We start from the raw sequence: 22,234 nt of genomic DNA on the forward strand, positions 1-22,234 counted from the left end.
GGCCCGCGTTGTTACACACGGGCCAAGGCTCAGGAGTCGGTACACCAGACGGGTGTGGGGGTGCATTTTCAGCGCAGGCCGGTCTCGTTGCGGGCGATCACCAGGCGCTGGATCTCGCTGGTGCCCTCGTAGATTTCGGTGATCTTGGCGTCGCGGAAGTAACGCTCGATCGGCAGTTCCTTGGAATAGCCCATGCCGCCGTGGATCTGCAGCGCCTGGTGGGTGATCCACATCGCCGCCTCGGACGCGGTCAGCTTGGCCACCGCCGCTTCGGTGCTGAAACGTCCGCCGTGCTTCTCGGTCTCGCCCTTCTTCCAGGCCGCGCGCAGCGTCAGCAACAGGGAGGCGTCGAGCTTGCACTTCATGTCGGCGATCTTGGCCTGGGTCATCTGGAAGGCGCCGATCGGCTGGCCGAAGGCCTTGCGCTCACGGACGTACTCCAGCGTGGCTTCATAGGCGGCACGGGCGATGCCGATGGCCTGGCTGGCGATGCCGATGCGGCCGGCGTCGAGCACGCTCATGGCGATCTTGAAGCCCTCGCCTTCCGCGCCCAGGACTTCCTCGGGCTTGATCACGTAGTCGGTGAATTCGATCTCGCAGGTGGCCGAGGCGCGGATGCCCATCTTCGGCTCGGTCTTGCCGCGGTGGAATCCCTCGCGCTCGGTGTCGACCATGAACGCGGTGATGCCGCGCGCGCCCTTGTCCATGTCGGTCATGGCAAACAGCACGATGTATTTGGCGACCGGGCCGGAAGTGATCCAGCTCTTCTTGCCGTTGACCAGGTAGGTGCCATCGTCCTGCAGGGTGGCCTTGCAGCGCATCGCGGTGGCATCGGAGCCCGACTGCGGCTCGGTCAGCGCGAAGGCGCCGATCTCGCGACCTTCGGCGATGGCGCGCACGTAGAGCTGCTTCTGCTCCTCGTTGCCGAAGGTCAGGATGCCGTTGCAGAACAGCGAGTTGTTGACCGAGACGATGGTGGAATGGGCGGCATCGGCGGCGGCGATCTCGACCATCGCCAGCACGTAGGCGATCGGGTCCATGCCGGCACCGCCGTACTCGGCCGGCACCTCGATGCCCATCAGGCCGTTCTCGCCCAGGGTGCGGATGTTCTCCAGCGGGAACTCGCCGGTGCGGTCGTGGTGCTCCGCGCTGGGAGCAATTTTTTCCTGCGCGATACGACGCGCCACGTCCTGGATCATCAACTGCTCATCGCTGAATCCGAAATCCACGTCCGCACCTCTGGCTGGTAAACAATCCGGCAATTGTAGCCCTGCCCGCCCACTAAACCGAACCGCTGCGCCCCGGCGTGCTTGACCTCTGCAGCGCCCGTCCGCACACTTATCGCTGCATCGCGATAGGTAGATGAATATGGATCTGGAAGGCTGGTCGTCACGGCTCAAGGTGTTTGCCGACGCCACACGGGTGCGGCTGCTCACATTGCTGGAACGTGAAGAGCTCACCGTTGCGGAGCTTTCGGCCATCACCCGGCTCGCCCAGCCGCGGGTTTCCACCCATCTGGCGCGGCTCAAGGATGCCGGGCTGGTGCGTGACCGGCGCGCCGGCGTGTCGGCGTACTACCGGTTCGACGAGGCGGCCTTGGACCCAGCTCAACGCGCCCTGTGGAACACCCTGCGCGAGGGCAGCGACGATCCGCTGCTGCGCCAAGACGCCGAACAGGTCCGGCAGGTGCTGGCAATGCGCGCCGCCGACCAGAACTGGGCCGACTCGGTCGCCGGCGACATGGAGCGTCACTACTCGCCCGGCCGCACCTGGGAAGCGATGGCGCGCTCCGCGTTGCCGCTGCTGGAGACCGGCGACGTGCTCGATGTGGCCTCCGGCGATGGCGTGCTGGCCGAGCTGCTGGCGCCGCATTCGCACCGCTACGTGTGCCTGGATTCCAGCACCAAGATGGTGCTAGCCGCCTCCGAGCGCCTGCGCCGGCTGGAAAATGTCGAGGTCCAGGAAGGCGACATGCACGAGCTGCCCTTCGCGGATGCCAGCTTTGACCTGGTCGTGTTGATGCACGCGCTGTCCTACGCCGACCACCCCGCCGAGGCCGTGGCGGAGGCGGCGCGCGTGGTGCGGCCGGGCGGTCGCATGCTGCTGACCAGCCTGGCCGGGCACGGCCACCGCTCGGTGGTGGAAGCATACGGCCACGTCAATCTCGGCTTTGCGCCGGCCGAGCTGCGCAACATGGTCGGCAAGGCCGGGCTGGGCGTGGAGAGTTGTGAGGTCGTGACCCGCGAGCGACGCCCGCCGCATTTCGAGGTGATCGCCCTGCTCGCGCGCAAACCCGCGGAAGGTGCGCGATCGAAAGCACCCAAGACGCGCCGCAAGAGCGAGCCGGAATCATGAACAACGAACTGCCCTGGCTGAACCCCGCGCGCGCCGAGGCGCTTCAGGCGCAACTGCGTGAGCGCATCCTGGTGATCGACGGCGCGATGGGCACGATGATCCAGCGCCACGGGCTGGAGGAAGCCGACTACCGCGGCGAGCGGTTCGTGGACGGCTACGACCGTCAACACGACATCGCCGACCACGTGCACGGTGCCGACTGCGGCTGCGCCCGCGACCAGCGCGGCAACAACGACCTGCTCAGCCTGAGCCGTCCGGACCTGATCCTGGATATCCACGCCGCCTACCTCGCAGCCGGCGCCGACATGGTGGAAAGCAACACCTTCAACTCCACCCGGACCTCGCTGGCCGATTACGGGCTGCAGCACCTGGCGCGCGAACTAAATGCGGCCGGAGCGCGGCTCGCCCGCGCCGCCTGCGACGCAGCCGAACAGCAGACGCCGGGCCGGCAATGCTTCGCCATCGGCGTGATCGGTCCGACCAGCCGTACCGCGTCCCTGAGTCCGGACGTCAACCGCCCCGGCTTCCGCGCGACCAGTTTCGACGACCTGCGCCTGGCCTATCGCGAGGCGGCCGAGGGCCTGATCGACGGCGGCGCGGACGTGCTGATGGTGGAAACCGTGTTCGACACCCTCAACGCCAAGGCGGCATTGTTCGCCATCGCCGAAGTATTCGAAGGGCGCGGCGCGCGGCTGCCGGTGATGGTCTCGGGCACGATCACCGATGCCTCGGGTCGCACCCTGTCGGGGCAGACCGCCGAAGCGTTCTGGTACTCGCTGCGGCACGCGCGACCGCTGTCGATCGGCCTCAACTGCGCGCTGGGCGCGAAGGATCTGCGGCCCCACGTGGACACGCTGTCGCGGATCGCCGAGGTCGCGGTCAGCGCGCACCCGAACGCCGGCCTGCCGAATGCCTTTGGCGGCTACGACGAGACCCCCGAGGACACCGCCGGCATGCTGCGCGAGTTCGCCCAATCGGGCCTGGTGAATTTCGTCGGCGGCTGCTGCGGCACCACCCCCGAACACATCGCGGCGATCGCCGAGGCCGTGCGCGGCCTGCCGCCGCGGCAGCCACCGCGCATCGCCGACGTGGCCTGAGGTTCAAACGATGAGCACCCTCCCCCGCTACACCCGCCTCAGCGGCCTTGAGCCACTGGTCATCAGCCCGGAAAGCAACTTCATCAACGTCGGCGAACGCACCAACGTCACCGGCAGCGCGCAGTTCAAGAAGCTCATCAAGGACGACCGTTACGACGAGGCGGTTGCCGTCGCCCGGCAACAGGTGGAGAACGGCGCGCAGGTGCTCGACGTCAACATGGACGAGGGACTGCTGGATTCCGAGCAGGCGATGGTGAAATACCTGAACCTGATCGCCGCCGAGCCGGACATCGCGCGGATCCCGGTGATGGTCGACAGCTCCAAGTGGAGCGTGATCGAGGCCGGGCTGAAGTGCCTGCAGGGCAAGGGGATCGTCAACTCGATCTCGATGAAGGAAGGCGAGGAGGAATTCCTGCGCCAGGCGCGGCTGGTGCGCCGCTACGGTGCCGCGGTCGTGGTGATGGCCTTCGACGAGATCGGTCAGGCCGACACCGTCGAGCGCAAGGTCGAGATCTGCGCACGCGCCTACAAGCTGCTGACCGAGGAGATCGGGTTCCCGCCCGAGGACATCATTTTCGATCCCAACGTGTTCGCCATCGCGACGGGCATCGAGGAGCACAACGATTACGCGGTGGCCTTCATCAAGGCGACGGCCGAAATCCGCCGACGTTTCCCGCATTGCCACATCTCCGGCGGGGTCTCCAACGTCAGCTTCGCGTTCCGCGGCAACGAGCTGGTCCGCCAGGCGATCCACGTCGTGTTCCTGTACCACGCGATCAAGGCGGGCATGGACATGGGCATCGTCAACGCCGGCGCGCTGCCGCTGTACGACACCCTGGACCCGAAGCTGCGCGAGGCGGTCGAGGACGTGGTGCTCAACCGCAACCCCGAGGCCACCGAGACACTGCTGGAACTGGCCGAAAGCTACCGCGGCCGCAAGGGCGAGAAGAGGGTCGAGGACCTGGGCTGGCGCGAGCAGCCGGTCAGCGCACGCCTGAGCCATTCGCTGGTGCAGGGCATCGACCAGTGGATCGTCGAGGACACCGAGCAGGCCCGGCTGGCTGCAGCCCGACCGCTGGACGTGATCGAGGGCGCGCTGATGGACGGCATGAACGTCGTCGGCGACCTGTTTGGCGCCGGCAAGATGTTCCTGCCGCAGGTGGTCAAGTCGGCGCGGGTGATGAAGAAGGCCGTGGCCCACCTGCTGCCCTTCATCGAGGCCGAAAAGCTGCGCACCGGCGATACCGGCAAAACCAACGGCAAGATCGTCATGGCCACGGTCAAGGGCGACGTCCACGACATCGGCAAGAACATCGTCGGCGTGGTGCTGGCCTGCAACAACTTCGAGGTGATCGACCTGGGCGTTATGGTGCCCTCGCAGGTGATCCTGGACCGCGCGATCGCCGAGAACGCCGACATGATCGGGCTGTCAGGGCTGATCACGCCGTCACTGGAGGAGATGGGCCACGTTGCCCGCGAGATGCAGCGCCAGGGCTTCAGCATGCCCTTGCTGATCGGCGGCGCGACCACGTCACGTGCGCACACGGCGCTGAAGATCGATCCGTTCTACAAGCCGGCAACGGTATGGGTGAAGGATGCCTCGCGCGCGGTCGGCGTCGCCCAGAACCTGCTCAGCGTCGAGCTGCGCGATGCCTTCGTGGCCGCCAACGCGTCCGACTACGCGCAGATCCGCGAGCGCCACCGCACCCGCGGCAGCGGCAAGCGGCTGGTATCGCTGGAACACGCCCGCGGCAACCGTTTCGAGGGCGGCTGGGACGAGTATGAACCGCCGGCGCCGCTGCAGCCGGGCCTGCATGTGTTCGACGACTATCCGCTGGACGAACTGGTGGAGCTGATCGACTGGACGCCGTTCTTCCAGGCCTGGGAGCTGGCGGGACGCTACCCGGCGATCCTGACCGACGAGGTCGTCGGTGCCTCCGCCAGCGACCTGTTCCGGGACGCCCAGGCGATGCTCAAGCGCATCGTCGATGAGAAGTGGCTGACCGCCAAGGCCGTGTTCGCGCTGTGGCCGGCCAACAGCGATGGCGACGATGTGATCGCCCAGGTCGATGGCCGCGCCGAGCCGATCCACTTCCTGCGCCAGCAGGCGGACAAGCCGCCGGAGCGGCCCAACCTGTGCCTGGCCGATTTTGTCGCGCCCCGTGACAGCGGACGCCAGGACTGGATCGGTGCATTCGCCGTGACCGCCGGGCTGGGCATCGAGCCCCACGTGCAGCGCTACGAGGACGACCACGACGACTACAACGCCATCCTGCTGAAAGCCCTGGCCGACCGCCTGGCCGAGACCCTGGCCGAGCGCGTGCACCAGCGGGTGCGCACCGAATTCTGGGGTTACGCGGCCGATGAGTCGCTCGATACCGACGCGCTCATCGACGAGAAGTACCGCGGCATCCGGCCTGCGCCCGGCTATCCGGCATGCCCGGAACACAGCGAGAAGGCGACGATCTTCCGCCTGCTCGATCCGGCAAAAAACGCCGGCATGCAGCTGACCGAAAACTTCGCCATGACGCCCGCCGCGGCGGTGTCGGGCTACTACTTCAGCCATCCGCGCAGCCAGTATTTCGTGGTCGGTCGCGTGACGCGCGAGCAGGTGATGGATTATGCCGCGCGCAAGGGGTTGACCCTGGCCCAGGGGGAGCGACTGCTGGCCTCCAACCTGGATTACGACCCGGAGTAGGGTTGTTTTTGCGACCTGCAGGCCTTCGCGGCGAATGTCCCCCGGCACCCGCCTGCGGCGGGCGCCTCCTCCTCTATTTCGCCGCGAAGGTCTGCAGGTCGCTTCGCCAATCACCCGGATGCTGGATGGACGGGAGCGGAGGCCTTGGGGTGTGAAATAAAGGAGGAGGCACCGGCTTCATCGGTGCCGGGGGACATTCACACCCCAAGGCCTCCGCTCCCGGCGCTCCGGCGCAAATATCACCAGACCAGATCGTCAGGCACCTGGTATTGCGGGTCCGCGTAAGGGTCGTCGGCCGCCGGGGCGTCCGGGTCGACCTTCAGCGCGACCGCCGGGGCGAACACCCGCTCGGCCTCGGCCAGCAACGCCGCATCGACCAGCAGGTAACGGCCGTCGGTCTGCAGCACGCCCAACTCGCCGGCATTGAGCGCTTTGAGCTGCTCGGTGGTGACGTGGATGCGCTTGATCTTGCCGCCGTACTCGAAATGCCGGGCGATGTCCGCGTCGAGGGAATTCAGCGCCTTGCCCTGCACCAGTTGGGTCAGTTTTGCGCGTGCTTCGCGCCGTTCGCGGGCGGCATCCTGCTTGGCCTTTTCCGCCGCGATGCGCTCGTCCTTCTCGCGCTGGGCGCGGATCGCGTACGCCTTCGCCAGGTCGATGTCCTCGCGCGAGCGCGCCGGGTTGCGGGGCGGACGCGCCTGTCCTGGCGCACCTTGCCGCTGGCGCTTGTCGGATAGTTTGGCGACCCGGCCGTGCGCCGCCGGATTTCCCCGCCTCTCTGCGCCGCGCCCTGCCCCGGCATTGCCGCCTTTGCGCTCCGGGCTGCCATCGCGCTTCTTCGCGGGACGGCGCTCGGGCTCGGGCGCAGGCTTGAAGCCAAGGCCCATCAACTGGTTGCGCAGGGTGTCATTCATGGTGTTCTTCAGCAGACAGGGGACGGCAGATGGGTCGCGCGCTCAATAATGCGGCGGTGGGGGCTCGCCCGCCGGATCGGCGGAATGCGGATTTGCCGCGACCGACAGGCGCAGCTGGCGCAGGTCTTCCAGGGCGCGGTGCAGCAGCAACGCGTTGCGCGCCTCCTCGTCGCGAGCGGCGGCCAGCGCATCACTGAGCTCGCCCAGATGATGCTCCTGGAACGAGAGCCGGGTTTCCAGGTCGATCAGGCGCTGCTCGAGGCTGGGATCGGAACCGCTCATGCGATCACTCCAGGCGGCCCGGAACGCGTCAACGAGCGACCGCGACCGATGCCGTAGTAGGCGATGCCGGCTTCTTCGAGTTCGTCGGGATCATAGAGATTGCGCCCGTCGAAGATCACCGAATCAGTCAATGCACCGGCAATGCGCCCGAAATCGGGGCTGCGGAACTGTTTCCACTCGGTGATCAGGATCAACGCGTCGGCGCCTTCCAGCGCGTCGTACTCCGAATCGCACAGCACCAGATCGCTGCGCTCGCCAAAGATGCGCTGCGCCTCGCTGGACGCCTCCGGATCAAATGCGCGTACCTGCGCGCCGGCGGCCCACAGCTGCTCCAGCAGGCGCCGGCTGGGGGCGGCGCGCATGTCGTCGGTATTGGGCTTGAACGCCAATCCCCACAGGGCAAACGTCTTGCCAGCGAGGGTGTCGCCGTAATGGCGCTGGACCAGTTCAAACAGGTGCTCCTTCTGGCGCTCGTTGACCGCCTCCACCGCATCCAGCAGTCGAGGCTGCAGGCCGTGCTGGTGCGCGGTGCGGGCAAGTGCCTGCACGTCCTTGGGAAAACACGAGCCACCATATCCGGCGCCGGGGTAGATGAACTGCCAGCCGATGCGCGGATCCGAACCGATGCCTTGGCGCACCATTTCCACGTCCGCGCCAACGCGTTCGGCAATGGTCGCGATCTCGTTCATGAAGCTGATCTTGGTCGCCAGCATCGCGTTGGCCGCGTACTTGGTCAGCTCGGCCGAACGCACGTCCATCACCACGAAGCGCTCGCGGCTGCGCACGAAGGGCGCGTACAGGCGGCGCATCTTCTCCGACGCCTCGGCGTCGTCGGTCCCGATGATGATGCGGTCCGGACGCATGAAGTCGTTGACCGCATCGCCTTCCTTGAGGAACTCGGGGTTGGACACGACGGTAAAGTCGATCCCGGCGCCACGCCGCGCGAGCTCATCGGCGATGGTCGCGCGCACCTTGTCGGCCGTACCCACGGGCACCGTCGACTTGTCGACTACCAGGGTCGGCTGGTTCAGGTGCTGACCGATCGTCCTGGCCACCGCGAGCACGTACTGCAGGTCGGCGCTGCCGTCCTCGTCGGGCGGCGTGCCGACGGCGATGAAGACCACCTCGGCGTGGGCAATGGCCCGTACTGGATCGGTGGTGAAGTGCAGGCGCCCGGCGTCGTGGTTGGCGCGCACCATCGGCGCCAGACCCGGCTCGAAGATCGACACCTCGCCCCGCTTCAGCCCATCGACCTTGGCCTGGTCGATGTCCACGCAGATCACCTCATGGCCGACTTCTGCCAGGCAGGTGCCGGTGACCAGTCCGACATAGCCGGTACCGAAAATACTGACGCGCATGGTGTTTCTCCTGTCCCGCCCGCGGGAAGACCGACCCGACGACGGGGTGCGGAGCGGTTATTCGCCCGCGCTGTCCTTGACGATGTCGAGCAGCTCGACTTCGAAAACGAGGACCGCGTTCGGACCGATCGCGCTGCCGGGCGGGCCCACTTCGCCGTAACCCAGCTCGGACGGGATCCAGAAGCGGTACTTGCTCCCCACCGGCATCAGCACGATGCCTTCCTGCCAACCGGGAACCACCTGCTGCAGCGGAAGGTCGGTCGGTTCACCGCGGTCATAGGAGCTGTCGAAGGTCTCGCCATCCAGCAACGTGCCCTTGTAGTGGACGCGGACCATGTCATCCACGGTCGGCTTGGGGCCCTTGCCCTCCTCCAGCACCTGGTACTGCAGGCCCGAATCGGTCACCACGACGCCCGGCTTTTTGGCGTTCTCCGTCAGGAATGCCTCGCCTTCGGCCTTGTTCGCATTGCCGATCGCGGCGGCCTCGGCGGCGCGCTTGGCCTGCAGCTTCTGGCCGAAGGCCTCGGCCACCTGCGCGGCCTGCTCGTCGGTCATCAGCGACTCGCCGCCGTCCAGTTCGATCTTGATCGCCTTGGCCAGCGTGTCCACGTCGACCTCGTCCTTGACCTGCTCCAGCGCCTTGGCCAAGTCCAGGCCGATCATGTAGCTGACCTGTTCCTTCTCGGTGGCTAGGCCCTTGATCTTCAGCGGCTGTCCCTGGGCAGTGGTGGCGTCAGCGGCGTCGGTTTTTGGCGCGGTCTTGTCATCGGACTGGCAGGCCACCAGCGCGAGCGCCATGGACGCGGCAAGCAGCGCGGTACGGGGGAAATGAATCATGGAATCTGGACTCCTTGGGGCAAGACGCCCCGGTACGGGACCGGGGCGTTGGCAGTGGAAGGAAGGATACGCAGCCGCGCCGGGGCTTGGGCCCGCAGGCGCAGCCGCCGCCTTACTTGATGATCGCCTGCAGCTCGACATCGAACTCCAGGGTCGCGTTCGGCCCGATCGGGCCGCCCGGGGTGCCCTTGCTGCCGTAGGCGAGGCTGCCCGGAATCCAGAACCGGTACTTGGCGCCGACCGGCATCAGGCCCAGCCCTTCCGTCCAGCCTGCAATGACCTGGTTGAGGCCGAACTCGGTCGGCTCGCCGCGCTTGTAGGAACTGTCGAACACCGTGCCGTCCAGCAGCTTGCCCTCGTAGTGGACGCGGACCCGGTCCGACGGCAGCGGCCGCTCGCCCGAGCCCTGGCGCAACACCATGTACTGCAGGCCCGAAGCGGTGGAGAACACGCCCTTCTTCTGCTTGTTCTCGGCCAGGAACTTCTCGCCTTCGCTGCGGTTGGCCTCGCCCTGCACCTTGGCCTGGGCTGCCATCTCGCCCTGCTGCTTCTCCGCCTGGCCCTGCATCTTCTGCGAGAAGCTGTCGCGGACGGCGTTGAGCTGGTCATCGCTCAGGGCCAGCTTGTCGCCGGCAAACGTGGCGCGCACGCCCTGCAGCAGTTCCGGCAGGTCCAGCTCGCCCTTGATGGGCGCCAGGTTGCGGCCGACATCGGCGCCCACCAGGTAGGCGACCTTCTGCTTGTCGACCTCGGGAATCCTGGCGTCGGCAGGCGCCTTTCCGGCCCGCGAGGCGATGCGCATCATCAGGGCCTGGCCGACCTGCTGCACTTCGCCCTCGGCGATCAACGGCGGCTGACCGTTGAAGGCATTGCTGATGGCCCGCTCAAAAGCGGCCAGGTCCATGTCCGGCGCGGCGGGGGTGATGGAACGGGCGATGTCATGGCCAACCATGTAGCTGACCTTGGCGCGATCGGTGGTGAGCAAATTCTTCTCCTGGGCTGGAGCGTTCTGCGCGGCGGCAGCAACGGGAAGCGCCACCGTGGCACCCAGCAGCGAGACGGTGGTGAACAACACGGCACTGCCGCGCACGAAAGCCTTCATCCGGATTGCTCCATTGGGTCGCCGGGGTGGCGGCGAAAACGCCTATTGTCGCGGTCGCGGCGTCGTGGGGCAATCACGGCACAAAACTGTTGACTGCACGTGTTTCGGTGTTATAGTCGCATACAACACCGACTGACCCACTGCGGGGACGACGCCATGAACCGGAAGCTCAACAATTCGTTGTCTGCCCTGGCCATCACCGGCGCGGTACTGGTGAGCACCGTGGTGTTCGGCTTGAGCCCACTGGGAGTCCAGCCTGCCACGGATCGCCTCGCTTCGACGGCCACAGCCGGCCCGGTCAGTGCCCGCACCGGCGAACCACCGGACGCACGCGGCTCCGGTTCGACCGATGGAAACGCCCACTTCCGGCAGGCGCTCCTCATGCCCTACTTCTCATTTGTTCCACGGGGATAACCCAATGACCGCAGTCCAATGGAGTGATGGCGCTCCGATCTATCGGCAACTGAAGGAGCGTGTCGTGGCACTGATGCTCGATGGCGAGCTCAAGCCCGGCGACGCGCTGCCTTCGGTCCGCCAGGTCGCCGCCGACTATCAGCTCAATCCGATCACCGTCTCTCGCGCCTACCAGGAACTGGTGGACGAGTCACTTGTCGAAAAACGCAGGGGTCTTGGTATGTACATGACTGAAGGAGCAGCCGAAAAACTCCTGGCAAGCGAGCGCGACCGGTTCCTGACCGAGGAATGGCCGTTGGTGCTGGAACGCATCACCCGCCTGGGCCTGAACCTGGAACAGCTGGTAACTCCCGATCCGACCAAGGCAGGTGCCTGATGAACGCCCCCCTCGCCACCACCCCGGCAACCGTGGTCAACGCCCGCAACCTGCGCAAGGTCTACAAAAAAGGCAGGCCGGCCCTGGACGGCGCCAGCTTCCAGATTCCGGCGGGCCGGATCGTCGGCCTGATCGGTCCCAACGGCGCGGGCAAGACCACCGCGCTGAAGGCCATGCTCGGCCTGATCCCGTTTGAGGGCGAGATGACCGTCCTCGGCCGCGATCCGCGCAGCGCCCGCGACGAGCTGATGCGCGACGTGTGCTTCATCGCCGACGTCGCGGTGCTGCCGCGCTGGATCCGGGTGCAGGAAGCGATCGAGTTCGTCGCCGGCGTGCACCCGCGCTTTGACCGCGCGCGCTGCGACCGCTTCCTCAAGGGCACCAAGCTGACGCCGAAGATGCGTGTGCGCGAACTGTCCAAGGGCATGATCGTGCAGCTCCACCTCGCCCTGGTCATGGCCATCGACGCCAAGCTGCTGGTGCTGGACGAGCCCACCCTGGGCCTGGACATCCTCTACCGCAAGCAGTTCTACCAGCGGTTGCTGGAGGATTACTTCGACGAGGAGAAGACCATTCTCATTACCACCCACCAGGTGGAGGAGATCGAGCACATCCTCACCGATGTCATGTTCATCAACGACGGCCGGATCGTGATGGAAAGCGCGATGGACGACGTGGGCGAGCGCTTCACCGAAGTGCTGGTCAACCCGGACCGGGCCGAAGCGGCCCGCGCGCTGGAACCCGTCCACCTGCGCTCGATGCCGTTCGGCAAGACCGTGATGCTGTTTGACGGCACGCCGCGCGAGCAGCTCGCCGCCTTCGGCGAGATCCGCACGCCGGGCTTGGCCGACCTGTTTGTCGCCACCATGCAAGGGACCTACGAATGAACGCCGCCGACTCCTCCCTGCCGACCACCGCGCGCAGCTTTGCGCCGGTCCATTCCACCCACACCTTCAAGATGCTGCTCAAGCGCGAGTATTGGGAGCACCGGGGCGGCTTTTTGTGGGCGCCGCTGATTGCCGGCGCGATCTCCCTGGTGCTGACGGCGGTGGCATTCGTCTTCGCCGAGGTCGCCGCGCGCCGCGCGATCAGCAGCGGCCAGCTCAGGATCGACGGCGAGGTGATCGTCAACGGCCTCGACCTGGGCGCCCTGACGCGCACGCTGGATGCGGACAAGATGCAGCAGCTGGCCCACGGCATCGACCTGTCGCTGGTGATGGCCGCGTTCTGGCCGTTCGTGGTGCTCGCCTTCGTGGTGTTCTTCTACTGCCTGGGTTCGCTGTACGACGACCGCAAGGACCGCAGCGTGCTGTTCTGGAAGTCGCTGCCGGTGTCGGACGCGCAGACCGTGCTGTCCAAGCTGGCCAGTGCCGCCCTGGTCGCACCCGCCATCGCGGTGGTGATCGCCCTGCTGACCATGGGCAGCTACATGCTGCTGCTAAGCGGCATGGTCATGATCCACGGCGGCAACCCGGTCGAGCTGCTGTGGGGCCCGGCCAGTCCGATGAGGCTTGCGGCCGGCCTGGTGGCCTCGATCCCCGTGTTTGCGCTGTGGGGACTGCCGACCTTCGGCTGGCTGATGCTGTGCTCGTCATGGGCACGGACCAAACCCTTCCTGTGGGCCCTGATGGTGCCGCTGCTGGCCGGCATCGCGGTCAGCTGGTTCAAGGTGATGGAGCTGTTCGATCTCGACGCTGGATGGTTCTGGTCCAACATCGTTGGCCGCATGTTGCTCGGTACGGTGTCGGGAACCCAGCTGCTGCAGGCGCCGGGGCAAGTCCAGGGCGGCAGCGAAGGCCTGCAGGACGTGCTGGCCCACCTGTCGGCCAGCAACATTCTGGCCAGCCTGGCACTGCCGTCGCTGTGGATTGGCGCGCTGGCCGGCGCGGCAATGATCCTTGTCGCGATCCGTCTGCGCCGCTGGCGCGACGAAGGCTGAATACCGGGCGCAGGGCTGCACAACCGCCCTGCGCGCCGCTTTGCTGTCCCCTCACCACCTCCCTTTTCCTGGAGCAGACCATGACCGTTCGACCTCTCTCCCGCGCTCTGCTGCTGGCCTTGTGCCTCCTCCCGCTCGCTGCGTGCTCCGGCCCGACCCAGTCGTCGGACGGCACGCTGGCCACCGGCCTGAACGCCGTCGCGGGCAAGATCGCCAATGCCTCCGACAAGGTGCGCGAGGAAATCCGCACCGGCGATATCGATCTCTCCAGCGATGACAAGACGGCGCCCAAGGCCGTGATCACGCCGCAGGGCGAGCTGCTCATCGACGGCAGGAAGGTCGCGACCAATCCGGCCCAGCAGGCGCTGTTGCGGGACTACCGCGGGCAGCTCGAGGAGATCGCCCAGGCCGGCGCCGACATCGGGCTCAAGGGCGCGGGCGTGGCGATGACGGCGGTCGGCGAGGCACTCAAGGGTGCGTTCAGCGGGGCCAGCGAGGCCGAAATCGAGCGTTCCATCGAAGCCCAGGCCAGCGGACTCAAGGAGGACGCCGGCAAGCTGTGCGACCGCCTGCCGGCGTTCATCGCCACCCAGGACAGGCTGGCGGCCGCGTTGCCCGAGTTTGCGCCCTACGCCAACGCCGACGCGGATGACGTCGCCGACTGCCGTTCCGACACCACGGGGGCGAGCGTTACTTCGGACCCGTAGTTGCGCCGCGCGACACGCCGCCACGCGTCAACGCGACCGGATCCAGCAGGCGGGCGAGCTCATCCTCCGCCATGCCGGTGAGCTCGACAGCGACTTCCAGGACCGGGCGCTGCTGCGCGTAGGCCTGTTTGGCGATCGCCGCGGCCTTCTCGTAGCCGATCACCGGGTTCAGCGCGGTCACCAAGATCGGATTGCGCTGCAACGCCCCGGCGACCACGTCCTGGCGGACCTTGAGGCCGGCGATGACCTTGTCGGCCAGCAGGCGCATCGAATTGGCCAGCAGGTTGATCGAATCCAGCAGGTTGGACGCGATCAGCGGCAGCATCACGTTGAGCTGGAAATTGCCGCTCTGGCCGGCAATGGTAATCGCCGCGTTGTGCCCCATGACCTGCGCGCACACCATCGCGACCGCCTCGGGCAGCACCGGGTTCACCTTGCCGGGCATGATCGAGCTGCCCGGCTGCAACTCGGGCAGCTCCACCTCGCCCAGGCCGGCCAGCGGCCCGGAGTTCATCCAGCGCAGGTCGTTGGCGATCTTCATCAGGGCCACCGCGAGCACGTTCAACTGGCCCGACAGCTCCACCGCGTCGTCCTGCGACGCCAGCCCTTCGAACTTGTTTTCAGCGGCCTCGAACTTCGATCCGGCCAAGGAGGAGAGCGCTTTTGCCATCGCCTTGTCAAAGCGCGGGTCGGCATTGATGCCGGTGCCGATGGCCGTGCCGCCGATGGGCAGCCGGCGCAACCGCTTCAGGCAGTCCTCGATGCGCGCCTGCGCCGAGGCAAGCTGGGCCGACCACGCACCGAATTCCTGGCCGAAGGTCAGCGGCATCGCGTCCATCAGGTGGGTGCGGCCGGTCTTGGTCACCTTGTCCAGCGACTTGGCCCGACGGTCGATGACCCGGCGCAGGTGCTTGATCGCCGGCAGCAGGGTGTCCACCGTCGCCAGCTGGGCGGACACGCGCAGGGCAGTCGGCACCACGTCGTTGGAGCTCTGTCCCAGGTTGACATCGTCATTGGGATGCACGGGCTTGCTGCGGGCGGCGCGCGAGGCCAGCGTGGCGATCACCTCGTTGGCATTCATGTTGCTGGAGGTGCCGGAGCCGGTCTGGAAGATGTCGACCGGAAACTGCGCGTCGTGGGTGCCATCGGCCACCGCCATTGCGGCCTTCCGGATCGATGCGGCACGGCCCTTGGGCAGCAGCCCGAGGTCGGCATTGACGGTCGCGGCCGCGGCCTTGACCAGTCCCAGCGCGCGGATGAACCCGCGCGGCATCGGCCGACCGGACACCGGAAAGTTGTCGACCGCGCGCTGGGTCTGCGCGCCCCACAGCGCGTCGGCGGGCACCTGCAACTCGCCCATGCTGTCGTGCTCGGTGCGGAAATCCTGCTTGGCCATGGCGTGCTCCTGCGTAATGGTGGCAATCGCCTGAGGATACGCCGCGGCCGCCGCCGGCGCGGCGGGGCTCGCGCTAGAATGCCCAGCCCCCTGCCAATCTCGCCTGCCATGCCCGCCAACGACGAATCCCGGTTGCTCGCCCTGTCTCCGCTCGATGGCCGCTACGCCGGCAAGGTCGACGCGCTGCGACCGATATTCTCCGAGTTCGGACTGATCAAGGCCCGGGTCAGGGTCGAGGTCGAGTGGCTGCTGGCGCTGGCCAACGAGGCGGCGATCGAGGAACTGGCGCCGTTCTCGGCCGCCGCCACCGCGCGCCTGCGCCAACTGGCCGACGGCCTGTCGGTGGCGGATGCAGCGCGGGTCAAGGAGATCGAGCGCACCACCAACCACGACGTCAAGGCTGTGGAGTACCTGATCAAGGAGCGCCTCACCGACGACGCCGAGCTCGGCCCGGCGCTGGAATTCGTGCACTTCGCCTGCACCTCCGAGGACATCAACAACCTGAGCTACTCGCTGATGCTCAACGAGGCGCGCAACACCGTGATGGTGCCGCGGCTGGACGAGCTGATCGAGCAACTTCGCGCCATGGCGCACCGGTACGCCGCGCTGCCGATGCTCTCGCGCACCCACGGCCAGACCGCCTCGCCCACCACGGTCGGCAAGGAAATCGCCAACGTGGTCGCCCGCCTGCAGCGCCAGCGCCAGACCCTGGTGGATGCGCCCACGCCGGGCAAGATCAATGGGGCGGTCGGCAACTACAACGCCCACCTGGCCGCATACCCGGATATCGATTGGCCGGCGTTCTCGGAGAAGTTCGTCACCTCGCTCGGCCTGGCCTGGCAGCCCTACACCACCCAGATCGAGCCGCACGATGGCATCGCCGAGCTGTGCGACGCGCAGAAACGCATCGACACCATCGCCATCGACCTGTGCCGCGACATCTGGGGCTACATCTCGCTGGGCTACTTCAAGCAGTCGGTCAAGGCCGGCGAGGTCGGCAGCTCGACCATGCCGCACAAGGTCAACCCGATCGACTTCGAGAACGCCGAGGGCAATTTCGGCATCGCCAACGCGCTGTTTGAACACTTCGCCATCAAGCTTCCGATCAGCCGCTGGCAGCGCGACCTGACCGACTCCACCGTGCTGCGCGCGCTGGGTACCGCGTTCGGCCATGCGCTGATCGGACTGGATGCCTTGATGCGCGGACTGGGCAAGCTCTCGGCCAACGAGGAGCGCCTGGCCGCCGACCTCGACGCGTCCTGGGAAGTGCTCGCCGAAGCGGTGCAAACCGTGATGCGTCGCCATGGCCTGCCCAACCCGTACGAGCAGCTCAAGGCGCTGACGCGTGGCCACGGCATCAACGAGACCTCGATGCGCGGGTTCATCAGCGGGCTGGACCTGCCCGAGGACGCACGCCGGCGCCTGCTCGAAATGACCCCGGCCAGGTACGTCGGCCAAGCCGAAGCGCTGGCTCGCAACATCTAGCGCTTTGCCGGGCCGACCCGCGGGTTCGCGGTCGGCCACATCACCAGTGGCCGGCCGTTCCGGCCCAACAGCAGGACGCGTAATGCACAACTCCAAGGCCGCGGCGTCTGGTTCCACCCGCTCCCCGGGCAGCAAGCCCGGCAGTGACTCACTGGCTCTGCCGCCGCCGATAGAAGTCGACGCGAGTACGAAGCCGCCACTGGGCATGTCACCGGCGGATTTCCTGCGCGACTACTGGCAGAAAAAACCGCTGCTGATCCGCAACGCCTTCCCCGACCTGCAATCGCCGATGGACCCCGACGACCTGGCCGGCCTGGCCTGCGAGGAGGGAGCGCTGTCGCGCCTGATCCGCCAGGATCGCAACGACGACAGCTGGAGCGTCAGCCACGGCCCGTTCCCCGAGGAGATGTTCCCCTCGCTGCCCGGCGCGGACTGGACCTTGCTGGTGCAGGACGTCGACAAGTGGGATGTCGATGTCGCCGCGCTGATCCGCCACTTCGCGTTCCTGCCGCGCTGGCGGATCGACGACGTGATGGTGTCCTTCGCCGCGCCCGGCGGCTCGGTCGGGGCCCACGTCGACCAGTACGACGTGTTCCTGCTGCAGGCGGTCGGCCATCGGCGCTGGCAGATCGACGCGCGCGACAATCCTCCGCTGGCCTACCGCGATGATGTCGAGTTGCGCCTGCTGCGTGAGTTCGATCCCAGCCACGACTGGGTGCTGGGGCCGGGGGACATGCTCTACCTCCCGCCCGGCGTGCCCCATCACGGCGTCGCCGAGGATGCCTGCCTGACGTTCTCCTTCGGCATGCGCGCGCCCTCCTCGGCCGAACTGCTGGGCGACCTGGTCGACACGCTGACCGCGGAGGCGGACGACGCGCTGCGCTACCACGATCCCGACCTGGCGCCTGCCGCCGATCCTGGCGAGATCGACGCGGCGGCGATGGCGCGCGTGGTCCGCGCACTGGATGCGCTGCGCGGTGATCGTCCCGAACAACTGGCCGAGTGGTTCGGCAATTTCATCACCCGCTACCGCAACGCCGTCGAGGTAATCCCGCCGCAGCTGGAAGAAGGCCAACAGCCGCGCTCGCGCATCGAGGTCGAGTGGGACCTGCAGCACGGCGGTCGTCTGCAACGCCATCCCTACTCGCGGATGGCCTGGCGACGCACCGGCCCGGGCGCGGTGCTGCACGCCAACGGCGAGAGCCACCCGCTACCGATCCAGGACGCGACACTGCTGGCGAACGCCGACGTCATCAACGGCAGCGATTACGCCTCGCTGGGCGAGCAAGGCCGGGATTGCCTGATCGAACTGATGGACGCCGGCCACTACCACCTGGTCACGGAGGAAGATGACGAATGAGCAGGGCCACGTCCGATTTCAAGGTCGAGGCGATCGAATACGAGTCCGGCCTGAGCGATCTGCGAGCCGTGCGCGAAGCGGTGTTCGTGCAGGAGCAAGGCGTACCGCTCGAGCTGGAATGGGACGCGCTGGATCCCGCCTCGCACCACGTGATCGCCCGCAATTCCGCCGGCACGCCCATTGGTACGGCGCGGCTGACACCCGAGCGGCACATCGGCCGGATGGCGGTACTCTCCCCGTGGCGCGGCCGCGGCGTGGGTGACGCGATGCTTCGCACGCTGCTTGCCCGCGCCGTCGAGCTGGGCTGGGACAAAATCTCGCTGCACGCACAGGTGCATGCCATCCCCTTCTATGCGCGCCACGGCTTCCTGCCGGTCGGCCCGCGGTTTGACGAGGCCGGCATCGACCACCAGATGATGGCGCTGCATCCAGGCGCCACCAATCCGGTGGGCGACCGGGCGGGCGCGATCGCCGCCACCCTGGGTGTCATCGCCAGTGCGAGACGACTCCTACTCATCTACAGCCCGGAGCTGGACACCGGCGTGCTGGACGCCCCGGAGATCATCACCGCCTTGCGGGGGTTTGCGATCGACAAGGGCGAGATCCGGATCCTGCTGCACGATGCGGCGGCGCCCCAGCGTCATCAGAGCCCGCTCATCGCCCTGCACCAGCGGCTGCCCAGCACGATCGCGTTTCGCGCGGTGGAGGAGCCCTTCGACCGTTCCTACGCTTCCGCCTACACCTGCAACGACGGCGGCGGCTACTACTTTCGACCCATCGCATCGCGCATGGAAGGCGACACGCGGCTGGACGATCGCTCCCGCGCGCGCCATCTGCTCAACCTGTTCAGCCCCGTCTGGGAACGCGCCCGGCCCTGCAGCGAGTACCGCGCACTGGGCATCTGAGCCGTCAGGCGAAACTGAACAGGGATGAACCCCGGCGCCCGGGGCTGTCGCGATATCGCCGTCAGCGCCCGCCTGGTGCCCGCCCGTGAGTCCGCGAGAGGCTATAATTCGAATACTCGCGTGCCTGAACCGGCATTTTCCGCCCCACCGGCACACCCACTCCCCCTATTCGAGTTTAGCGACGCCACCGTGGCCAATCTCCTGAAGCAGTTCTCGCAGTCATCGCAGCTGGGTTCCAGCGGCGCCTACATCGAAGACCTGTACGAGCAGTACCTGGTCTCCCCTGAAAGTGTCGGGGTCGAATGGAAAACCTATTTCGACGGTTTCCACGGCCGGGAGGCGGGCGATGTGCCGCACTCGGCTGTCATCGACACCATCATTGAAGCGGCGCGCCATGCGGGCAAATCCGCACACGGCGCCGCCGATGAGCGCGAGCGCTTCGTCGGCAAGCTGATCACCGCCTACCGCTCGCGCGGCCACCTGGGCGCGGACATCGACCCGCTGGGCTTTCTGGAAGCTCCGCCGGCGCCGGACCTGGAGCTGGAGTTCCACGGCCTGTCCAAGGCCGACCTGGGCGATGAATTCAGCACCGGCGGCGTGGCCGGCATGGACCGGATGAACCTGGGCAAGCTTTTCGACCTGCTCAAGGCCACCTACACCGGTTCCATCGGCGCCGAGTTCATGCACATCGCCGACGCCCCGCAGCGTCGCTGGCTCTACGAGCGCCTGGAAAAGGCCGGCGGCAAGTACGGCCGCAACGCCGAGCAGAAGCGCCGGATCCTGGAGCGCCTGACGGCCGCCGAAGGCCTGGAGCGCTACCTGCACACGCGCTACGTGGGCCAGAAGCGCTTCTCGCTGGAAGGCGGCGATGCGCTGATCCCGCTGATGGACACCACCGTGCGTCGCGCCGGTGAGCAGGGCGCCAAGGACGTGGTCATCGGCATGGCCCACCGCGGCCGCCTCAACGTGCTGGTCAACACCTTGGGCAAGTCGCCGCGCACGCTGTTTGACGAGTTCGAGGGCAAGTTCGAGCACAACGAGCTGGCCCTGGCCGGCGACGTCAAATACCACATGGGCTTCAGCGCCGACGTGGCCACCCCCGGCGGCCCCGTGCACCTGGCGCTGGCGTTCAACCCGTCGCACCTCGAGATCGTCAACCCGGTCGTGGCCGGATCGGTGCGCTCGCGCCAGACCCGCCGCGGCGGCAAGGACACGCGCAAGCAGGTGTTGCCGATCCTGATCCACGGCGATGCCGCGTTTGCCGGTCAGGGCGTGGTGATGGAGCTGTTCCAGATGTCGCAGGCGCGCGGTTTCCGCGTCGGTGGCACCGTCCACATCGTGGTCAACAACCAGGTCGGCTTCACCACCAGCGCCCGCGAGGACGCCCGTTCCACCCTGTACTGCACCGACGTGGCGAAGATGGTCGGTGCGCCGATCCTGCACGTCAACGGCGATGATCCCGAAGCGGTGGCGTTCTGCGCCGAGCTTGCGCTGGACTTCCGCAACACCTTCGCCAAGGACGTGGTCATCGACCTGGTCTGCTACCGCCGCCACGGCCACAACGAAGCCGACGAGCCGGCGGCCACCCAGCCGCTGATGTACCAGACCATCCGCAAGCACAAGACCCCGCGCGAGCTGTACGCGGACCGCCTCATCGCCGAAGGCACGCTGAGCGCCGATGAGGCCAAGGCGATCGTCGATACCTACCGCGACAAGCTCGACGCGGGCGAGGTCACCACCGAGATGGTGGCGGTCAAGCCCGACGAGTTCACGGTGGACTGGAACAAGTTCCTCAAGGGCAAGCTCTCCGACGAGGTCGATACCCGCTTCGATGCGGCCGATCTGAAGGCCCTCGCCGAGCGCATCAACGCGATTCCCGACGAGGTCAAGCTGCACGCGCGCGTGCAGAAGATCTACGAGGACCGCCGTAAGATGGCAGCCGGCGAGCAGAGCGGCGACTGGGGTTTTGCTGAAAACCTCGCCTACGCGACGTTGCTCACCGAAGGCTACAAGCTGCGCCTGGTCGGCCAGGACTCGGGCCGTGGCACCTTCTTCCACCGCCACGCGATCCTGCACGAGCAGACCAGCGACGATTACTACCTGCCCCTGCAGGAGCTGGGCAAGGATCCGATGGACGTGGAGATCATCGACTCGCTGCTGAGCGAGGAAGCGGTGATGGCGTTCGAGTACGGCCACGCCACGGCCGATCCGGACACCCTGGCGATCTGGGAAGCGCAGTTCGGCGACTTCGCCAACGGCGCGCAGGTGGTGATCGACCAGTTCCTGTCCTCGGGTGAGGCCAAGTGGGGCCGCCTGTGCGGTCTGGCGCTGTTCCTCCCGCACGGTTACGAGGGCCAGGGCCCGGAGCACAGCTCGGCGCGACTGGAGCGTTTCCTGCAGCTGTGCGCGCTCGACAACATGATGGTGTGCACGCCGACCACCCCGGCGCAGGCGTACCACATGATCCGCCGCCAGATGCTGATCCAGACCCGCAAGCCGCTGGTGGTGATGACGCCCAAGTCCCTGCTGCGCCACAAGCTCGCCGTATCGACCCTGGACGAGCTTGCCAACGGCAGCTTCCAGACCCTGATCCCCGACGCCAAGGCCGACCCGAAGAAGGTCAAGCGCGTCGTGGTCTGCGGCGGCAAGGTCTACTACGACCTGCTCGAGGACATGATCAAGCGCGAAGCCGACGACGTCGCCCTGATACGCGTGGAACAGCTGTATCCGTTCCCGCGCGAGGCGCTGCGCACCGAACTGGAGCGCTACGCCTCCGTCGAGGACGTGGTGTGGTGCCAGGAAGAGCCGCAGAACCAGGGCGCGTGGTACCAGATCCGCCACCACCTGAACTTCTGCGTCGCCTCGCGCCATGCGCTGCACTACGCCGGTCGCCCCAGCTCGCCGTCCCCTGCGGTCGGCCACATGTCCGATCACGTGATCGAGCAGGCCAAGCTGGTCGCCGATGCGCTGGTGAATCCGCTGCAGGGCGAGCCCGCCGACGAGTGATCG

General features: G+C 67.1%; 19 protein-coding genes. 12 read left to right on the forward strand and 7 right to left on the reverse strand.

Features of this window, described 5'->3' with window-relative positions:
• Window positions 1-68: 68 nt before the first annotated feature.
• A complete protein-coding gene (locus tag INQ41_RS07895) occupies window positions 69-1,262 on the reverse strand; it encodes an acyl-CoA dehydrogenase family protein (protein ID WP_343224918.1) in 1,194 nt (397 codons plus the stop codon).
• 106 nt (window positions 1,263-1,368) lie between these two features.
• Here INQ41_RS07895 and INQ41_RS07900 point away from each other — a divergent pair, with 106 nt between their 5' ends.
• The 3 genes from INQ41_RS07900 to metH are packed head-to-tail and all read left to right on the forward strand — an operon-like array spanning window position 1,369 to window position 6,150.
• Window positions 1,369-2,355: an ArsR/SmtB family transcription factor gene (locus INQ41_RS07900; RefSeq protein ID WP_193987282.1), complete on the forward strand. Its 987-nt coding sequence runs from the start codon at window positions 1,369-1,371 to the stop codon at window positions 2,353-2,355.
• Window positions 2,352-3,452, forward strand: coding sequence for a homocysteine S-methyltransferase family protein (locus INQ41_RS07905; RefSeq protein WP_193983417.1), 1,101 nt, complete (start codon window positions 2,352-2,354; stop codon window positions 3,450-3,452). Before INQ41_RS07900 ends, INQ41_RS07905 begins: the two co-directional genes overlap by 4 nt.
• A gap of 10 nt (window positions 3,453-3,462) precedes the next feature.
• Entirely contained in the window at window positions 3,463-6,150 is a 2,688-nt protein-coding gene (gene metH / locus INQ41_RS07910) for a methionine synthase (RefSeq protein ID WP_193983419.1), read from the forward strand.
• A 239-nt stretch (window positions 6,151-6,389) separates the two neighbouring features.
• Here the strand turns inward: metH and INQ41_RS07915 are convergent, their stop codons facing one another.
• From INQ41_RS07915 to INQ41_RS07935, 5 genes are all read right to left on the reverse strand, one after another.
• A complete protein-coding gene (locus INQ41_RS07915; RefSeq protein WP_193983421.1) occupies window positions 6,390-7,064 on the reverse strand; it encodes a DUF2058 family protein in 675 nt (224 codons plus the stop codon).
• A 42-nt stretch (window positions 7,065-7,106) separates the two neighbouring features.
• Window positions 7,107-7,346: a SlyX family protein gene (locus INQ41_RS07920; RefSeq protein WP_193983423.1), complete on the reverse strand. Its 240-nt coding sequence runs from the start codon at window positions 7,344-7,346 to the stop codon at window positions 7,107-7,109.
• A complete protein-coding gene (locus INQ41_RS07925; RefSeq protein ID WP_193983425.1) occupies window positions 7,343-8,704 on the reverse strand; it encodes a UDP-glucose dehydrogenase family protein in 1,362 nt (453 codons plus the stop codon). Before INQ41_RS07925 ends, INQ41_RS07920 begins: the two co-directional genes overlap by 4 nt.
• Window positions 8,705-8,761: 57 nt before the next feature.
• Entirely contained in the window at window positions 8,762-9,541 is a 780-nt protein-coding gene (locus tag INQ41_RS07930; protein ID WP_193983427.1) for an FKBP-type peptidyl-prolyl cis-trans isomerase, read from the reverse strand.
• 112 nt (window positions 9,542-9,653) lie between these two features.
• Window positions 9,654-10,643, reverse strand: coding sequence for an FKBP-type peptidyl-prolyl cis-trans isomerase N-terminal domain-containing protein (locus INQ41_RS07935; protein WP_193983429.1), 990 nt, complete (start codon window positions 10,641-10,643; stop codon window positions 9,654-9,656).
• A gap of 156 nt (window positions 10,644-10,799) precedes the next feature.
• Here INQ41_RS07935 and INQ41_RS07940 point away from each other — a divergent pair, with 156 nt between their 5' ends.
• The 5 genes from INQ41_RS07940 to INQ41_RS07960 all read left to right on the forward strand — a co-directional run bounded on the left by INQ41_RS07940 (window position 10,800) and on the right by INQ41_RS07960 (window position 14,079).
• On the forward strand, window positions 10,800-11,057 hold the full coding sequence (locus INQ41_RS07940) for a hypothetical protein (protein ID WP_193983431.1): 258 nt from the start codon (window positions 10,800-10,802) through the stop codon (window positions 11,055-11,057).
• Between the two features lie 4 nt (window positions 11,058-11,061).
• Window positions 11,062-11,433, forward strand: a complete 372-nt coding sequence (locus INQ41_RS07945) for a GntR family transcriptional regulator (protein WP_193983433.1) — start codon at window positions 11,062-11,064, stop codon at window positions 11,431-11,433.
• Entirely contained in the window at window positions 11,433-12,320 is an 888-nt protein-coding gene (locus INQ41_RS07950) for an ABC transporter ATP-binding protein (RefSeq protein WP_193983435.1), read from the forward strand. Before INQ41_RS07945 ends, INQ41_RS07950 begins: the two co-directional genes overlap by 1 nt.
• A complete protein-coding gene (locus INQ41_RS07955; protein ID WP_193983436.1) occupies window positions 12,317-13,372 on the forward strand; it encodes an ABC-2 transporter permease in 1,056 nt (351 codons plus the stop codon). Before INQ41_RS07950 ends, INQ41_RS07955 begins: the two co-directional genes overlap by 4 nt.
• 80 nt (window positions 13,373-13,452) lie before the next feature.
• Window positions 13,453-14,079: a YggN family protein gene (locus INQ41_RS07960; RefSeq protein WP_193983438.1), complete on the forward strand. Its 627-nt coding sequence runs from the start codon at window positions 13,453-13,455 to the stop codon at window positions 14,077-14,079.
• On the opposite strand, the gene INQ41_RS07965 is transcribed toward INQ41_RS07960, so the two are convergent.
• Window positions 14,063-15,475, reverse strand: a complete 1,413-nt coding sequence (locus INQ41_RS07965; protein ID WP_193983440.1) for a class II fumarate hydratase — start codon at window positions 15,473-15,475, stop codon at window positions 14,063-14,065. The two genes, INQ41_RS07960 and INQ41_RS07965, sit on opposite strands and share 17 nt — an antisense overlap.
• Before the next feature lie 108 nt (window positions 15,476-15,583).
• Between INQ41_RS07965 and purB the strand changes: the two genes are divergently transcribed.
• The 4 genes from purB (at window position 15,584) to INQ41_RS07985 (ending at window position 22,231) form a co-directional block, all read left to right on the forward strand.
• A complete protein-coding gene (gene purB, locus INQ41_RS07970; RefSeq protein ID WP_193987283.1) occupies window positions 15,584-16,960 on the forward strand; it encodes an adenylosuccinate lyase in 1,377 nt (458 codons plus the stop codon).
• A 205-nt stretch (window positions 16,961-17,165) separates the two neighbouring features.
• Window positions 17,166-18,320, forward strand: a complete 1,155-nt coding sequence (locus tag INQ41_RS07975) for a cupin domain-containing protein (RefSeq protein WP_228076794.1) — start codon at window positions 17,166-17,168, stop codon at window positions 18,318-18,320.
• Window positions 18,317-19,225, forward strand: a complete 909-nt coding sequence (locus tag INQ41_RS07980) for a GNAT family N-acetyltransferase (RefSeq protein ID WP_193983444.1) — start codon at window positions 18,317-18,319, stop codon at window positions 19,223-19,225. Before INQ41_RS07975 ends, INQ41_RS07980 begins: the two co-directional genes overlap by 4 nt.
• A 189-nt stretch (window positions 19,226-19,414) precedes the next feature.
• Window positions 19,415-22,231 (forward strand): 2-oxoglutarate dehydrogenase E1 component, encoded by a 2,817-nt coding sequence (locus tag INQ41_RS07985; RefSeq protein WP_228076545.1) that lies wholly within the window; start codon window positions 19,415-19,417, stop codon window positions 22,229-22,231.
• The last annotated feature ends 3 nt before the right edge of the window (window positions 22,232-22,234 follow it).

The organism is Lysobacter ciconiae (assembly GCF_015209725.1).
In the GTDB taxonomy this organism is placed as follows: Bacteria; Pseudomonadota; Gammaproteobacteria; order Xanthomonadales; family Xanthomonadaceae; genus Novilysobacter; species Novilysobacter ciconiae.

Excerpts from the sequence above, each read along its gene's own strand:
- INQ41_RS07940 (WP_193983431.1), top strand. The coding sequence starts at position 10,800 with ATGAACCGGAAGCTCAACAATTCGTTGTCTGCCCTGGCCATCACCGGC.
- INQ41_RS07935 (WP_193983429.1), bottom strand. The coding sequence starts at position 10,643 with ATGAAGGCTTTCGTGCGCGGCAGTGCCGTGTTGTTCACCACCGTCTCG.
- metH (WP_193983419.1), top strand. The coding sequence starts at position 3,463 with ATGAGCACCCTCCCCCGCTACACCCGCCTCAGCGGCCTTGAGCCACTG.
- INQ41_RS07980 (WP_193983444.1), top strand. The coding sequence starts at position 18,317 with ATGAGCAGGGCCACGTCCGATTTCAAGGTCGAGGCGATCGAATACGAG.
- INQ41_RS07925 (WP_193983425.1), bottom strand. The coding sequence starts at position 8,704 with ATGCGCGTCAGTATTTTCGGTACCGGCTATGTCGGACTGGTCACCGGC.
- INQ41_RS07955 (WP_193983436.1), top strand. The coding sequence starts at position 12,317 with ATGAACGCCGCCGACTCCTCCCTGCCGACCACCGCGCGCAGCTTTGCG.
- INQ41_RS07960 (WP_193983438.1), top strand. The coding sequence starts at position 13,453 with ATGACCGTTCGACCTCTCTCCCGCGCTCTGCTGCTGGCCTTGTGCCTC.
- INQ41_RS07930 (WP_193983427.1), bottom strand. The coding sequence starts at position 9,541 with ATGATTCATTTCCCCCGTACCGCGCTGCTTGCCGCGTCCATGGCGCTC.
- purB (WP_193987283.1), top strand. The coding sequence starts at position 15,584 with ATGCCCGCCAACGACGAATCCCGGTTGCTCGCCCTGTCTCCGCTCGAT.
- INQ41_RS07905 (WP_193983417.1), top strand. The coding sequence starts at position 2,352 with ATGAACAACGAACTGCCCTGGCTGAACCCCGCGCGCGCCGAGGCGCTT.
- INQ41_RS07900 (WP_193987282.1), top strand. The coding sequence starts at position 1,369 with ATGGATCTGGAAGGCTGGTCGTCACGGCTCAAGGTGTTTGCCGACGCC.
- INQ41_RS07975 (WP_228076794.1), top strand. The coding sequence starts at position 17,166 with ATGTCACCGGCGGATTTCCTGCGCGACTACTGGCAGAAAAAACCGCTG.
- INQ41_RS07920 (WP_193983423.1), bottom strand. The coding sequence starts at position 7,346 with ATGAGCGGTTCCGATCCCAGCCTCGAGCAGCGCCTGATCGACCTGGAA.
- INQ41_RS07950 (WP_193983435.1), top strand. The coding sequence starts at position 11,433 with ATGAACGCCCCCCTCGCCACCACCCCGGCAACCGTGGTCAACGCCCGC.
- INQ41_RS07965 (WP_193983440.1), bottom strand. The coding sequence starts at position 15,475 with ATGGCCAAGCAGGATTTCCGCACCGAGCACGACAGCATGGGCGAGTTG.
- INQ41_RS07915 (WP_193983421.1), bottom strand. The coding sequence starts at position 7,064 with ATGAATGACACCCTGCGCAACCAGTTGATGGGCCTTGGCTTCAAGCCT.
- INQ41_RS07945 (WP_193983433.1), top strand. The coding sequence starts at position 11,062 with ATGACCGCAGTCCAATGGAGTGATGGCGCTCCGATCTATCGGCAACTG.